The sequence below is a fragment of the Actinoallomurus oryzae genome (genome assembly GCF_039541955.1).
GTDB lineage: Bacteria > Actinomycetota > Actinomycetes > Streptosporangiales > Streptosporangiaceae > Actinoallomurus > Actinoallomurus oryzae.
The window spans coordinates 76,780-91,677 of sequence record NZ_BAABHF010000042.1 but is presented as its reverse complement, the minus strand read 5'-3'; the positions used below and the strand labels follow the sequence as shown (position 1 = coordinate 91,677).

Below are 14,898 nucleotides of genomic sequence, written 5' to 3'. Positions count from 1 at the left end.
GACCCGGCGGCGTCGACCCGGCCGGGCCCCGCGGGAGCGGTCCTACCGCGAGGGCGGACGGCCCGCTTCGGGAGGCTGTGGATCGGTGTCCTCGGCGTCTTGGCCCTCGCCCTCGGCACCCTGCAGTCAGTGGTGGAGCCCGCGATCCCGCTCCTGCAACGTGAGCTGGGGGTCAGTCCCGCCGAAGGGGCACTGGTCGGCAACGCGGTACTCGTCGCCGGCGCGGTCGTCGCACCCGTCGCAGGCAAACTCGGTGACCGCTACGGCGGAAAGCGGGTGCTGGTCGGCCTGATGGCCGTGGTCGCGGCCGGTGGTCTCCTGGCCGGCCTGGCGCCGAACCTGCCGGTGTTGTTGCTCGGTCAGGTGATGCAGGGCGTCATGGTGGGTGCGCTGCCCCTTTCGTTCATCCTGGTGCGCAAACACCTCCCGGCGGGAGAGTCACAGGCGGCGATCGGGCTGGTCGTGGCGCTGTTCACGGGCGGCGGCATGGTGGGAACGTCGATTGCCGGGCCGGTCGCGGAAGAACTGTCCTGGCACTGGATGTTCGCGCTGCCGACGATCGTGATCATCGCGACGACGTTGGCCGTGACCCGGCTGATGCCACATGACCCGCCGATCAAATCGGACGACAGGATCGACTGGCCCGGCGTGGCGCTGCTGAGCGGCACATTGCTCGTGTTCATGATCGGGCTCGTGCGGGTGACGAGCGCCGGCCTGTCGCCACTCGCGGCCGGTGTCATCGCGGTGGTCGTGGCCGCCCTCGCGACCGGATGGGTCGTCGTCGAGCGCCGGGCGGCCTCGCCGATGGTCGACCTACGAATGCTGGCAAAGCCCGCAGTGTGGCATTCGTGCGTGCTCACCTTCGTCATCACCATCAGTTCCGGGATGGTGATCTTTCTACTCCCGCAGCTGTTCGCGGTATCGGCCGACGGATACGGCTTCGGAGTCAGCACGACGGACATCGGACTGTACCTGTTGCCCGGCGCCATCGTCGGGGCGGCGAGCGACTCGGCCGGCGGGTTCGCGGCGCGGCGTTACGGTCCGCGTGCCGTGGTCATCGTGAGCGCTGTCGTCACGACGGCCACGATGATCGCCCTGGCGTCGGCGCACACCGCGGAATGGCAGCTGGTCCTCGCGAAGGTACTGACCGCGTTCGCCGCGGGCGTCGGTACCACGGCGTTGCTCGCCGGCACCGCCACCGCCGTCGAGGCCGGAGACACCGGCATCGCCACCAGCCTGCTCGTGGTAACACGCGTGATCGGCGTCGCCGTGGGCGCTCAGGTCGGCGGCGCGATCCTCGACGCCGCGGCCGACCCGGCGACAGGCCTGCCGACCGAATCGGCCTTCGTGACGGGTTTCGCCGTCGCCGGCCTCGTCGGCGCACTGTCACTGCTCGTTGTCCGTATCACGAAAAAAGGAGCCCAGGCATGACACGGATGGACGCAAGTCATACCGCCAAGCGCAAAGTTCTGATCTCTGGGGCCAGTATCTCCGGACCCGCGCTGGCGTACTGGCTGCACCGGTCCGGATTCGCGGTCACCGTGGTGGAGAAAGCAGGCGCGCTGCGCGGCGGCGGCTATCCGATCGACGTCCGTGGTACCGCGATCGAGGTGGTCCGGCGGATGGGAATACTGCCGCGACTGCAGGACGCGCACATCGACTCGCGTCGTTACACGTTCCTCAACGCCGATGGCAGCATCGCGGCCTCGGTCGCGGGAGCCGTTGCCGGCAGTGTCGAGGGACAGGACCTCGAGGTACGTCGCGGGGATCTGGCCGCGGCCCTCTACTCGATCGTTCGCGACGACGTGGAATTCCTGTTCAACGATTCCATCGACACCCTCGACCAGTCCGGACAAGGAGTCGACGTTACCTTCCGCGGTGGGCGACGGCGCACTTTCGACCTGGTGGTCGGCGCCGACGGCATGCACTCCTCTACCCGGGAGTCCCTGTTCGGCCCCGAGGAACGGTTCCACCGCTACCTCGGCTACTGCTTCGCCATATTCACCATGCCGAACACCTTCGGGCTCTCCCGCGAGCTCATGATGTGGAACGCCCCGGGGAAGGCCGCGGCCCTCTACGCCGTCGGGGACAACGACGAGTTGCACGCCTTCCTGAACTTCCACCAGCCGGAGCCGCCGTTCGATGCCCTCCGGAACCCCGGCGCCCAGCGGGACCTGGTCGCCAGGGTCTTCGCGGGCGCGGGATGGGAGGTCCCTGCCATGCTCAGCGCCATGCGCGACGCGGATGACCTGTTCTTCGACACGGCCGGTCAGATCCGCATGCCCCACTGGTCCAGCGGCCGCGTCGCGCTCGTCGGCGACGCCGCGTACGCGCCCTCGTTCCTCACCGGACAAGGCTCAAGCCTCGCGCTGGTCGGTGCCTACATGCTCGCAGGCGCCCTGGCCGCGAACCGGGACCACACCGCGGCCTTCGCCGCCTACGAACGCGACGTTCGCGGGTTCGTCGGCATGAACCAGGCGCTGGTCGACAACGGTGCGGCCACGCTCTTCCCCACCACGGCACAGGCACTGGAGCAACGCAACACCATGCTGCGCAGCCTCCTCACCATGCCGTCCGCGACGGCACGACCGGCCTACTCGGCCATCACGCTGCGCGAATTCGCCCCTATATCGTGACCTGCCACTCCTGCAGCGTCTCGCTGCCAGGCTGAGTTGAACCCGCGGGCCGTGCGGTATCCAGCCCACAGACGCAGGGCGGCGGGTTTCAGCGACCGGCCGGGAGGCGGCGGTCGAGGAAGTCGCGGATCAGTTCGGCGACCTCGTCGCCGGCGCTCTCCAGGAGGAAGTGGCCGCCGTCCAGGAGGTGGACCTCGGCGTCCGGGACGTCGTCGGCGAAGGCGCGGGCGCCCGCAGGAGCGAAGATCTCATCGCCCCGGCCCCAGACCGCCAGCACCGGCGGCCGGTGGGCGCGCAGGTACTCGTGCAGCGCCGGGTACAGCGGCGGGTTGGTGGCGTAGTCGCGGAACAGCGCGAGCTGGATCTCGTCGTTGCCCGGCCGGGACAGCAGCGCGACGTCGTGGTGCCAGGTGTCCGGGCTGACCAGGCTCTCGTCCGGCACGCCCGTGAGGTACTGCCAGCGGACCGCCTCCAGGGTCAGCGCCGTACGGATCCCGCTCTCGTCCTCCGGGTCGCGGTGGTAGGCCCACACGGTCTCCCAGAACTCCGGTACGAAGCCGGCCTCGTAGCCGTTGCCGTTCTGCGTGACGATCGCGGTGATCGCTTTCGGGTCGGCCAGGGCCAGTCGCCAGCCGATCGGGGCACCGTAGTCCTGGACGTAGATGGCGTACCGCGTCACGCCGAGTTGGTCGAGCAGCCCCGCGGTCAGCTCGGTGAGGGCGTCGAAGGTGTAGTCGAACTCCTCGACGAGAGGGGCGTCGGACAGCCCGAATCCGAGGTGGTCCGGGGCGATCACGTGGTACCGGTCGGCCAGTGCGGGGATCAGGCCGCGGAACATGAACGAGCTGGTCGGGTAGCCGTGCAGCAGCACGAGCACCGGGGCGTCGGCGGGACCGGCCTCCCGGTAGAACAGCCGCCGGCCCTGGACGGTGGCGTAGCGGTGGTGAACCATCATTCGTAACCCCCTTGGTTTCCTTTGCTGGTTAGAACTTGAGCACGCGATGATGTAACCTGTCAAGTCAGCTTTGGAGGTTAGGTATGAGCGAGGCCGAGGAGATCCTCCTGCTCGATCTGCTGAACACCACACCCGTCATCAACGGCGTGCCCCGAGACGACCTGGCCGACGCCGAGGCCGGGCGGCGCTGGCTCGCCGCCCACGGGGGGCCGGTGTCGGAGGAGGAGTGGCGAGAGCTCCGGGACGTACGTCCGGTGCTTCAGGACGTCGTACGCGGTGACGCGCCTCCGTCGGCGCTGGCGCGCTTCGTGACCGGCGTGAGCCGGCGCGCGTCGTTCGCCGACGAGGGCATCGAGTGGACCCTCGACCTACCCGACGGCCGGTCCACCGCCGTACGAGCCGTGCTCGCCTGGGACGCGCTGCGAGTTTCGGCCCCCGGCCGCCTGCGCCCCTGCGCGAACACGGAGTGCCGGCTGTTCCTGATCGACCGCAGCCGCCCGAACAACGCCCGCTGGTGCTCGATGACCGTCTGCGGCAACCGCATGAAGGCCCGCCGCCACTACCAGCGCACCCGCACGGCCGACTGATCGCGCGCCGCTCGGTGCGGTGAGCCCGGAATCTACGGATCGGTTCGGCGTCTTGAGCGGACCCGACCGGGGGCCGCGAACCCCGCGGGTCCCCGGTATCGGACTACGACAGGCGGTCGGTGCCACCGTTCGGGTCGGCGTGGGCCAGGCCCGTCTGGTAAGCGATGACGACGAGTTGTGCCCGGTCGCGGGCGTCCAGCTTCGTCATGGCGCGCTGCACGTGGGCGCGGACGGTGAAGGGGCTGAGGAACATCCGCTCGGCGATCTCCTGGTTGGAAAGGCCGGTCGCGACCAGGGCCACCATCTCGCGTTCGCGCGGGGTGAGCACGGCGAGCCGTTCGGGGTCGTGTGGTGGGACGTCGGGTGTGGCCAGGAAACGGGTGACCAGGGAGCGGGTCGCGGCGGGCGACAGAAGAGTGTCGCCGTCGGCGATCGTACGCACGGCGTCCAGCAGGTCATCGGCCCCGATGCCCTTGCCGATGAAGCCGCTGGCCCCCGCGCGCAGCGCCTGAGCGACGTACTCGTCGGTCTCGTACGTGGTGAGGATCAGGATGCGGCTGGCACGCAGTTCCGGGTCCGCGCAGATCTCCGACGTGGCGGTGAGACCGTCCACCTCGGGCATACGGATGTCCATGATCACCACGTCCGGGCGCAGTTCCCGGGTGAGTCTCACCGCCTCCCTGCCGTCGGCGGCCTCGCCGACCACGGTGATGTCGGCGGCGGAGTCGAGGAGCAGCCGGAAGGCACCGCGCAGCAGGGCCTGATCGTCGGCGAGCAGCACCCGGAGCGTCACGACGCATCCCCGGTCTCTTCGTCGCCTGTCGGTCCGTCGATCGCCGTTGCTCCGTCCGCCCTCCGCGTCGTGTCCTTGGCGGGCGGGAGGGGCAGCTCGGTGGAGACGAGGAAGCCTCCCTCCGGCCGCCTGCCCGCGGAGAGGTGTCCCCCGACCGCGGTGGCGCGTTCGCGCATCCCGATGAGGCCGTAACCGGGCGGACGGACCGCCGCCGTGGATGCGGCCGGCGCCGTACGGACGCCCCTTCCCTCGTCGGCGACGGTGATGGTCACGTGATCGCGGCTCCAGACGAGGTGCACCCGGGCGCTCCCGGTACCGGCGTGCTTGGTCACGTTGGTCAGGGCCTCCTGGACGATGCGGTAGGCGGTGAGGTCCACTCCCGGCGGCAGCGGTCTGGCCGTGCCTTCCTGGTGCACCGAGACCTCCAGGCCCGCGCGGCGGAATGACGCGAGAAGCGTGGGAAGCCGGGACAGCCCGGGCGCCGGTTCGGCGGGCCCGGTCGCGTCCCCGGACTGACGCAGCAGACCCACCGTGGCCCGCAGGTCGTCGAGCGCGTTGGCGGTGGTCTCGACGAGCTCGTTCAGGCTCTTGCGGGTCTGCTCCGGGCGGGCGTCGAAGAGGTGGGCGGCGACCGTGGCCTGCGCGTTGGCCAGGGTGATCTGATGGGCCACGAGGTCGTGCAGTTCCCGGGCGATGCGCACCCGTTCCTCGGCCACTCTCCGGCGCGCCTCGCTGTCCCGGCTCTTCTCGGCCCGCTGGGCCCGCTCCTCCACGGCCGCCAGGTAGGCCCGCCGGTTCTGTACCGAGTAACCGAGTAGGGCGGCCACCAGCGGGAACGCCGCCACCGCTCCCACCCTGCTCACGTCCTTCCACGACAGGGCCCCGAACAGGGGCGTGGAGGCGACCAGCAGCGCCACGGAGGTGAGCGACACCGCGATCAACGCGTGCCGCTCGGTGCGCGCCGTGAGCGAGTAGGCGGTGATCAGGGCGGGGGCCACGATGAGCGGGCTCAGCAGGAGGCCCAGGAGTGGCACCAGCACGCCGCACGCGGTCGTGGCCGCCATGACGGCCAGGGGCGCCCGGTGCCGCACCGGCAGCACGGCACAGGACGCCACGGCGATGAGGTAGCCGGCGGCGGACGGCGGTGACAGCGTGCTGCCGTCGGCCTGCACCACGCCGCCGAGCAGGCAGAGCGCGAACGCCGTCGCCGTGACCGCTCCCTCCCGCCACCACGTGCCGCGCGGTCGCGGGTCACCGCCATCCATGTTCGTCATGGCCGGCTCAGTGCCGACGGACGGCGAGCGGCGGCACCGCTGCTTCCGGCATGGTCGCCGAGGCCGGGGCATGCCTGCTCAGCGCCTCACCCTCGATGTCCACATTCGGCAGCATGCGGTTCAGGATACGAGGCAGCCACCAGGCCCGGTGGCCGAGCAGTGCCAGGACCGCGGGGACGATCGCCATCCGGACCACGAAGGCGTCGAAGAGGACGGCGGCGGCCAGGCCGACGCCCATCGTCTGGATGGTCGGGCTGTTCATCCCGGCGAATCCGGCGAACACGCTGATCATGATGATCGCCGCCGCGGCCACCACACGTCCACTGTGCCGGAAACCGCTGACGATCGCCTCGCCGGGAGACGCGCCCTGGACGTAGGCCTCCCGTATCCGCGAGACCAGGAAGACCTCGTAGTCCATGGCGAGGCCGAACACTATTCCGATGATGATGATCGGCATCAGCGACATGACCGGTCCGGTCTGCTCGATGCCGAGCAGGTCTGCCGCCCAGCCCCACTGGAAGACGGCGACGAGGACGCCGAAGGCGGCGCCCACCGACAGGAGGAAGCCGAGCGCGGCCTTGACCGGGACCAGGATCGAGCGGAAGACCACCGTCAGCAGGAGCACCGCCAGGCCGATGACCACGGTCAGATAGGGGATGAGGGCGTCGGACATGGCTTCGGAGATGTCGATGTTCATCGCGGTGGTGCCGGTCACCAGGACGCCGGCGCCCGTGTCCGCCTCGACGCCGGATACCGCGCCCCGAATCGCGTGCACCAGGTCCTTGGTCTCGCCGCTGTCCGGCGCGGTCTTCGGGACGACGGTGAAGACGGCCGTGTCCTTGGCCCGGTTGAAAGCCGGATCACCGACCGACGCGACGCCGTCCACTCCGCGTACGGTCTTGACGGCCTGGTCCGTGGTGGCCCGCGTGTCCGCGGACTCCGACGTGTCGACGACCACGGTCAACGGGCCGTTGAAGCCGGGGCCGAAGCCTTCTGACAGCAGGTCGTAGGCACGGCGCTCGGTGGTCTGCACCGACTTGGACTCGTCTCCGGGCAGCCCGAGTTCCAGGCGCAGCGCCGGTAGGGCGACCGCGCCGAGGCCGAGTCCGGCGATCAGCAGTACGGCCACCGGCCGGCGCAGCACGAACCGCGCCCAGCGGGTGCCGAGCCCGAGCCGGCCGGCCGCGGTGGGCACCCGGTGCGGGCGCTCGTTTCCCGGCCGGCGATACGAGGACGCCTTGCGGGCGGCGCGGGGCAGTACCCGCCGGCCGAAGAAGCCGAACAGCGCGGGGACCAGGGTCAGTGCGACGAGTACGGCAAGGGCCACCGCGCCCGCGCCGCCCATGCCCATCTTGGTGAGTTCGGGGATGCCGACGACCCCCAGCCCGACCAGGGCGATGGAGACGGTCGCGCCGGCGAAGACGACGGCCGATCCGGCCGTGCCCACCGCCCGGCCGGCGGCCTCCTCCGGCTCGCTGCCCTGGGCGCGCTCGTCACGGAAGCGGGAGGTGATGAAGAGTGCGTAGTCGATGCCGACCGCCAGCCCCAGCATCAGCGCCAGGATGGCGACGGTGGATGACAGGCCCAGCGGCACGGCCAGCGCGGAGACCAGGCCGAAGGCGATGCCCACCCCCGAAAAGGCGGTCAGCAGCGACAGTCCGGCCGCGACCAGCGACCCGAGGGCGAGGATCAGCACCACCGCCGCCACCACCATGCCGATGAGCTCCGTCGTACCGCCCGGTTCCTCCTCCGTGTCCAGGGCCGAGCCACCGATCTCCACGGTCAGCCCCGCGTCCCGGGCCTGGCTCGCGGTGTCCTCGAGGGCGCTCTTCGTCGCCGCGGTCAGGTCGACGGCGTCCGCGGTGTAGTTGACCGTGGAGTAGGCGATGGTGCCGTCCTCGCTGACGGCACCGGTCTCATAGGGGTCGGTCGTCGACGCGACCTGGGCGCCTCCGTCCAGCGAGTCGAGCGTGTGCTCGACGACCGCCCTGTTCTCCCTGGCCGTCACCCGCTGCCCGTCCGGGGCCTTGAACACGAGGCGGGCCTCGGCCCCCTGGGAGTCGCCCTCGGGGAAGCGCTCGTCCAGCAGGTCGAACGCCTTCTGCGACTCGGTTCCGGGCATGGAGAGGTCCTCTTCCTCCCCGGCCGGCGCCAACGCGGCGGCGGCCACGGCCAGCACCAGGGCTCCCAGCCACACACCACCTACGAGCCGGCGTCGCCGGAAGGCCCACCGTCCGAGCCGGTAAAGAAGTCTCGCCACTTGTCGATCACTCCAGACGCCGCTTGGGCAAGGGGAATGCGCGAGATTCACGCGCCTCCAACACTTCCCTCCGGCGCCCGGCGTGGGCATCGTCCCCCGCCGCCGTCTTCCCCTGGTGCACCCGGACCAGCCACCCGCATCTTCTGGTGCCTACGCACTACATGCCGACCCGGGCTCAACGGCCGACCGGGACCGTCCGGTCTTCGATGTAACTCCTTGATCACTCGACCGTGATCTTGGTCGCTGCGATCGACCCGGTGAAGAAGTAGGCGTCCGCGAGGCCGGTGGTGCCCTTGCCGAGCGTCATGGAACCATTGACGACCGGCAGGTAGCCGCCGTCCGTGGTAGCGGACCCGCTGCCGCTGTCAGCTCCGGAGACGGCGATGGACAGGTGGCTGCCGTCCCACCGCGCACGGATGTCGTACCGCTTCCCGGCTACCGCGTGGACGCCGGACGACGCGATCGCGTACGTGTTGCCCGGGTGGTTGACCGGTGACATTCGGAACGTGAATGTGCCATCCGGGTTGACGTACACGGTCCAGCCCGCCGAATAATCTCCCGACGCGCTCCTGGCGTTGGCGATGGCCTGGTAGCCGCCACCGACCTTCTGAGGCACGACTCCGACCAGATCGAGTGTCCAGGTCTGACCCGCGCGGATCGCCTCCGGCTGGTAGTCGGCGCCGTACGGGATGGTTATCGCTCCATCGTCGGTGCCGTTGAAGGACGCTCCCGTACCGGTGAACGTGACTCCGGAGCCGACACCTCCGACACGTCCGTGGCCGGAAAGGTCGGCGGCGCAGCCCAGCGCGAAGTCCCACTGCGCCCGGGCCTTCGGGTCGGCCGCCGGTGGCGTGCCGGTGCAGACGACCATCGTGGTCTCGCCTTCGGCGCTGCCCTTCGTCCGCCCCTTCCACTTCTCGGTTTCCCACCCGTACGCGGCCGTCGCGGTCAGCCGTGGCGCCGCTTCGCCGGCGTCGGCCTTGAGGTTCCCCGGCGGGGTCACTCGCCATTCAACGGTGGCGGACTCCCCGGGCCCGACGCGGTCAATGGTCGACGAGGTGGGCTCGGCCGTCCAACCGTCCGGCGCCTTCAGCGTGACGTCGACGCCGGTCAGAGCCGCGCATCCCCGGTTGGTGACCGTCGCGGTCGCGGTCGCGGCCGTGTGCGAGCCGACGAACGCCGTACCCGCGTCGAGCGCCAGGTCGGCCGGTGGCGCCGGTTGCGTGGGCACCAACGGCAGTACGTTGATGGTCACCGTACGTGTGGGTTGCGAGTCGCCGAGTGCGACCCCGAGCGTGTGCTCACCGGGTCGGCACACGGTGGTGGCGAGCCCGACCGGCACCACCCCCTCGGAGTGTCGCCTGAAGGAGATCACGCTCTCCGGTGTGGTGAACCCGATGCCCTTGGCGAGTGCCCGGTCGTCGGTCTGGGCGGGCTTGCCGTCGACGTACAGCCGGACCCGCGGGTCATCGAGGTAACCCGCGCCGCCCGTGTTGACGACGTTGGCCGTGACCTGGAACAGGTCGCCGGCCCGGACCGTCGGGTGGGCCGTCGCGGTGTCCTCGACCCGAACCTTCGGCGGGGACGTCATCTTGTGGTAGCTCGCCAGGTAGTCGGAGACCGCACGGGCGAAGGAGTACGCCGGGGCGGGATCCTGCCGTTTCCAGCCGATCTTGATCGTGGCAGGTCCGGTCAGCTTGGGGAGCGTGATGCGGTCGCCGCTGAACGTGTGGACGCTGTGCCCGTTCACGGTGACCGCGGTCACCGCGTCGTTCTGCGGGATGCTCACGACGGTGCTCTTCGGCGCGTCTCGCGTGGGCGGGTCGAGGTGCATCACCGCCCCGCCGTCCGCGACGTCGATGGTGTAGGCGAGGTGGCCGAAGTCGGTGTCGCCGGCGAACTGGACGCGCCGGCCGGGCTTCGCCCACTGGGGCGCCCATACGTTGGCCAGGTGCAGCGTGCTGTCCTGGCCCTCGAACGCGAGCATGTCGTGGAGCGTGGTGAGGTACTTACCGGAGAACTCGCCGTGCGGCATGGTGTCCGTCTGCGAGCCGTGGCGTCCCCACCGCTCATAGGCTCGCATCGCTTCCGCGGCCATGTGGGTGCCCGAGGTGTGGATCAGCATCCCGTAGAGGTACTGCAGCGCCTCCGACTGGTCGCCGCGCCGGACATGGGTGATCCCGATCGAGGACGTCGTGTAGCTGTGCAGAAGGTTCTCCATGCCGCCTTCCGGGTAGCCGAAGATGCCTTCGAACGTCTGCGCGTCCCACACCTTCAGGCTCTTGGTCACCCATGGGTCGTCGGGAGAGAAGGCGCCGGTCGGCCATGCGGCTTCCAGGTTGCCCCAGTCGATGCCGTACACGTCGCCGTACCAGCCCACGCGGACAGCGGCGGCCTTAACGCCCTCGAGTGTGGTCGGGAGAAAGCCCAGCTGGTCCACTGCCGGCTTCACCTTCTCCCGCAGCAGGTCGACGTACTGCGTGCGGCGGTGCTGCCACTCATCGGCCGTCGTGTCGGAGCCGACGGCTCGCGCGATCTGAACCGCGCCCTGCTCGCCGGCGATGTTCCACATGTCGTAGGTCAGGAGGTGCCCGCGGACGCCTTCGTTGTCGTAGTCCATCGCCCCCTCGGGCATGAGACCGCCGTCACGTGCCTGCCACTCCCAGGCCATCGCCCGCTGGACCGCAGGCCACACGCGCTGCGCGAACTCCTTGTCGTGCGTACGGGTGTAGTAGTTGCCGAAGGCCCACAGGGCCTGGCCGGTCGCGTCGACCTGACCGGCCTGGGAGTTGAACTGGCCGTCGTCCGTTTGGTAGTCCAGCATGGCGAGGGTCACCCCACGCACGATCTCGGGGAAGCCGGCATCCAGCATGCCGTCCATGTCGAACGCCGTGTCGCGTAGCCAGTAGCCGTCGTACACCGTGGGGTTGGCGTCCCAGAAGTAGTGCCCGTCGACGTTGTCGAACAGCAGCAGGGAGAACGCCAGGTTGGCCTTGTAGGTGTCGAGGACCTTGCTCTCAACGCCCGTACCGGGAACATCGATGCGCGTGTCGGCCTTGTCGAGCGTGCGGTGCCAGAAGTTCGCCGTATCGGTCAGGTAGGTGTCGTAGTCGGCGCCTCGTATCGCGCTCGCGTCGGACTCCTGGGCTACGAAGTACGGCATCTTGAAGACCAGCGACCGGGTTTGACCGGCCGACAGGGCCACGTCATAGTCCAGGCTCCCGGAGTTCACCCGCGTCGGGCTGTCGGCCGCGGTGAAAAGGAGCTTGCCGTCACCGGTGTAGGCGTTCTCGTCGCTGTCCCATGCCGCGGTCGCCGGTCGTGCCGGCCCGTTGTTCCCGTCACGTGCATTGATCTTGTCGCCGGTCAGGCTGACCGAGAAGCGGTACGTCGTCGCCGCGTCGCCGGTGTTGGTCAGGTCGACCTTCACGAAGTTGACCATGTTGTCGACCTGCGACTTCAGCGTCCGCTGCGGCTTCCCGTACGTCTCCTGGTACGCGACCTTCGTGACGCCCGGGACCTTCGCGGCGAACATCTCGATGTTGTTGCGGACGCTGCCGCCGCTGAACTTCTCCTCCAGGATCGGCAGGTAGCCGTCCTTCCACGTCTTGACCCGCTGGTTGATCGGGGTGCGCTTCTCGCCGGTGGCGAAGGCCAACGCACCGAAGACGGTCTGCAGGTTTCCCTGAGGGGTGACGATCGACTCCTCCGGTCCCCCGAGGACGCCGATCGCCGTCAGCGGGTACCGGTACCAGTCGAACGGTTCATTCGGATCATCGTCGACCCGCGGCAGGTTCGCCTGTTGCCGGGGGGAACCCGTCACTCCGAACGGCGTGCGCAGGAAGTCGGTGTACGGGTTGCCGTATGGGCTGCGGACCGACTGGATGGGGGGTTTGGGACCGGGCGGAGGCGTCTCGGCGCTCGCCGGGCCGGCGAGCGGCACAGTGACGCTGAGTAGCAACCCGAGGCACGTAAATGCGACGAAAACCCAAGATCGCCAACGTTTCGACCGCATGACGCCAACTCCTACCTTCGCGGACTGGACCAGCCAGTCACCGCCGCTGCAGCTCCCCCGGTAAGATATGTAAGGTCTTTTCGAAACTAACTTTTGTTAATATGCATCAGTGACACGCCACCGTCAAGAGACGCACGGAGCGCAGTCGGTCACAGGCGGCCCGCCGCTGCTACGACAGATCAACCAGAGAAAGATCCTGGCCATCCTGCGATCCGAGGGCCCGGCGCGGGTAGGCGAGCTGGCCCGGCACTCCGGCCTTTCCCGCCCGACCGTCACACACGTGCTCGATCAGCTGTCCGAGGCGGGGTTGATCGACTACCTGCAGGATCATCCCGATGGGCGCGGTCAGTTGGGGCGGCCCGCCCGGGTGGCGCGGTTCCGGGCCGAGGCCGGCTACGTACTGGGGATCGACATCGGACCCCACCAGACGGCGGTGATCGTCGCCGACCTGGACGGCCGGTCGGTCGCGACCACCCGGCGATCCACGTCATCGGCGCACGACCAGCATCAACTGCTGGCAGCGGTGCGCTCAGCGATCGAGACGGCGCTGGAGCAGGCGGGCGTGACCGAGCAGGCGGTTCTGTCGGTCGCGGTCGGCAGCCCGGGCATCATCGACCGGCGAGTCGGCACCGTCGTACGGGCACCGGGGTTGCCAGGATGGACGGCGCTCGACCTAGGCGAGGAGCTTGGGCGTTTCTTCCGTTGCCCGGTACTTCTCGACAACGATGTCAACCTCGCCGTGCTCGGGGAGCGTTGGCGCGGCGTCGCCCAGGACACCGACGACGTCGTGTTCGTCCTGTGGGGAGAGCGCGTCGGCGCCGGTATCTGCATCGACGGAGAGGTACACCGTGGCAAGGCGGGCGCTGCCGGCGAGATCGGATATCTCACCGTCCTCAGCAAGGATGCCGCCGTCGCGGAACCAGACGGCGAAGGACGAGGGCCGTTCGAGCGGGAGGTCGGGGCCCGCGCGATCATCCGCCTCGCACACGAACTGGCGGCCAGGCCGGGACACACGTCGTCGCTCGCCGGCCGGCCGACGCTCGACGTCCCGGCGGTTTTCGCGGCCGCGGCCGCCGATGACCCGGTCGGGCGGGAGGTGGTGGATACCGTCGCCGCCCGCCTCGCCGCCGGCCTGGCTCCGCTGCTGCTGGTACTCGACCCGGACATGCTGGTCATCGGCGGTGGGATCTCCCGCGCCGGCGCGCGGATCATCGACTCCGTGGCCGCCCACCTCCGCCGGCTCGTGCTCGTCCCGACTCCCGTCCGGCTCTCCGCCCTCGGACAGGACGCCGTCGTCACCGGGGCCGTCCGGCAGGCTCTCAGCGAGGTGGAACAGCGGCTCCTGCCGAACCCCGAAACCGCCCGAGATGGCGCTGACTGACGGGGAGAATCCAAGGGGCTGAGGAGGAACGCCGCATACAAGCGGCCTAGGTGATTGAGATATCAACTTGATCTGCAGATATCGGCAGATGCACCCGTGAACAGGCGGTTCTGCCGTATCAACGCTCCGCAGTGGCATACTGTCGTGGTGCGCGATATCCATCCCGTGATCATGGGAGCGCCTCATATCCCCGCGCTGCTGCTGGCCGGCACGGAAGAGACCGGCCTCGACCGCACCACTCGGGCATACAGGGCGATCAGGCGCCAGATCATCGACCTGACGCTACCGCCCGGCAGCAGCTTCAGTGAGGCATCGCTCGCGCAGCAATGGCGCATCAGCAAGACGCCGGTGCGCGAGGCGCTCGCGCGGTTGAGGCGCGATGGGTTGGTGGATGCGCTTCCGCGCGCGGGCTACGTCGTCAGCCCGATCACGCTCCAGGACACCGACGATCTCTGCGCCTTGCGGACGCTGCTCTCCTGCGAGGCCGCCGCCGCGGCGGCGCGCCGAGGCGTCGAGGCGCCGGCGCTCGAACGGCTCGAAGTGCTGTCCAAGGTGCACTTCGCGCTCGCAGCGGGCGAAGTGGAACTCGAGGAGGCGCTGCAGGCCGCGATGGAGTTCGAGGCCATCATCGCCAACTTCAGCGGCAACAACCGTTTTGGTAAGGCGATCATCGACGTGCTCGACGAGTTGGAGCGGGTCCTGCGGATGGCCGCGTTGATCGCTCCCGAGGCCGCGAGCCCGCCCGGGGAACTGGAGGCCATCTTCGAGCGACTGCGCGCGCGGGATGCGGACGGCGCCCACGAGGCCATGCGTAAGCGCTGTGAGCGCGTGCGTCGCGACGTGCTCCAGGTCCTGGCGAAGAGCCACTCCGTCAGCAGGGCGCACATTGAGATGCCGGCGTCGTCGCTCCCCCCGGCCTAGGCACGCGTCCCCGGCCGAGGCACGCGTCCGCCGGAGCTTGGTCACACCGGGGTGCGGGTCTTCTGCCTGAGGCGTT

Annotated in this window: 10 protein-coding genes; 5 read left to right on the top strand and 5 right to left on the bottom strand. The window is 69.6% G+C overall.

All coding sequences use genetic code 11. The features are described 5' to 3' along the window. Nucleotides 1-99 precede the first annotated feature (99 nt). Both ABEA10_RS33360 and ABEA10_RS33355 read left to right on the top strand, forming a co-directional pair. Entirely contained in the window at nucleotides 100-1,431 is a 1,332-nt protein-coding gene (locus ABEA10_RS33360; protein WP_345470765.1) for an MFS transporter, read from the top strand. Beyond that, nucleotides 1,428-2,636, top strand: a complete 1,209-nt coding sequence (locus tag ABEA10_RS33355) for an FAD-dependent monooxygenase (protein WP_345470763.1) — start codon at nucleotides 1,428-1,430, stop codon at nucleotides 2,634-2,636. Before ABEA10_RS33360 ends, ABEA10_RS33355 begins: the two co-directional genes overlap by 4 nt. 88 nt (nucleotides 2,637-2,724) lie before the next feature. On the opposite strand, the gene ABEA10_RS33350 is transcribed toward ABEA10_RS33355, so the two are convergent. Next, complete coding sequence (locus ABEA10_RS33350; RefSeq protein WP_345470761.1) at nucleotides 2,725-3,591, bottom strand: alpha/beta fold hydrolase; 867 nt, start codon at nucleotides 3,589-3,591, stop codon at nucleotides 2,725-2,727. Between the two features lie 83 nt (nucleotides 3,592-3,674). Between ABEA10_RS33350 and ABEA10_RS33345 the strand changes: the two genes are divergently transcribed. Next, complete coding sequence (locus ABEA10_RS33345) at nucleotides 3,675-4,178, top strand: CGNR zinc finger domain-containing protein (RefSeq protein ID WP_345470759.1); 504 nt, start codon at nucleotides 3,675-3,677, stop codon at nucleotides 4,176-4,178. A gap of 103 nt (nucleotides 4,179-4,281) precedes the next feature. Here ABEA10_RS33345 and ABEA10_RS33340 read toward each other — a convergent pair whose 3' ends face one another. The 4 genes from ABEA10_RS33340 to ABEA10_RS33325 form a co-directional block, all read right to left on the bottom strand. Next, nucleotides 4,282-4,971, bottom strand: a complete 690-nt coding sequence (locus tag ABEA10_RS33340) for a response regulator transcription factor (protein ID WP_345470757.1) — start codon at nucleotides 4,969-4,971, stop codon at nucleotides 4,282-4,284. Beyond that, on the bottom strand, nucleotides 4,968-6,245 hold the full coding sequence (locus ABEA10_RS33335; protein WP_345470755.1) for a sensor histidine kinase: 1,278 nt from the start codon (nucleotides 6,243-6,245) through the stop codon (nucleotides 4,968-4,970). Before ABEA10_RS33335 ends, ABEA10_RS33340 begins: the two co-directional genes overlap by 4 nt. A gap of 7 nt (nucleotides 6,246-6,252) precedes the next feature. Further along, the gene (locus tag ABEA10_RS33330) at nucleotides 6,253-8,505 is read right to left on the bottom strand and encodes an MMPL family transporter (RefSeq protein ID WP_345470753.1); all 2,253 of its coding nucleotides are present in this window, start codon (nucleotides 8,503-8,505) and stop codon (nucleotides 6,253-6,255) included. Between the two features lie 220 nt (nucleotides 8,506-8,725). Beyond that, entirely contained in the window at nucleotides 8,726-12,448 is a 3,723-nt protein-coding gene (locus tag ABEA10_RS33325; protein WP_345470751.1) for an NEW3 domain-containing protein, read from the bottom strand. Nucleotides 12,449-12,629: 181 nt separating this feature from the next. On the opposite strand from ABEA10_RS33325, the gene ABEA10_RS33320 reads away from it, so the two are divergent. Both ABEA10_RS33320 and ABEA10_RS33315 read left to right on the top strand, forming a co-directional pair. After that, on the top strand, nucleotides 12,630-13,901 hold the full coding sequence (locus ABEA10_RS33320) for an ROK family transcriptional regulator (protein ID WP_345470749.1): 1,272 nt from the start codon (nucleotides 12,630-12,632) through the stop codon (nucleotides 13,899-13,901). Nucleotides 13,902-14,045: 144 nt separating this feature from the next. After that, nucleotides 14,046-14,822 carry a GntR family transcriptional regulator gene (locus tag ABEA10_RS33315; RefSeq protein ID WP_345470747.1) on the top strand — a complete coding sequence of 259 codons (777 nt, stop codon included), beginning with the start codon at nucleotides 14,046-14,048 and terminating at the stop codon, nucleotides 14,820-14,822. The last annotated feature ends 76 nt before the right edge of the window (nucleotides 14,823-14,898 follow it).

Bases quoted from the DNA above. Each gene is read 5' to 3' on its own strand.
- ABEA10_RS33355 (WP_345470763.1), top strand. From the start codon at position 1,428: ATGACACGGATGGACGCAAGTCATACCGCCAAGCGCAAAGTTCTGATC.
- ABEA10_RS33350 (WP_345470761.1), bottom strand. From the start codon at position 3,591: ATGATGGTTCACCACCGCTACGCCACCGTCCAGGGCCGGCGGCTGTTC.
- ABEA10_RS33345 (WP_345470759.1), top strand. From the start codon at position 3,675: ATGAGCGAGGCCGAGGAGATCCTCCTGCTCGATCTGCTGAACACCACA.
- ABEA10_RS33335 (WP_345470755.1), bottom strand. From the start codon at position 6,245: ATGACGAACATGGATGGCGGTGACCCGCGACCGCGCGGCACGTGGTGG.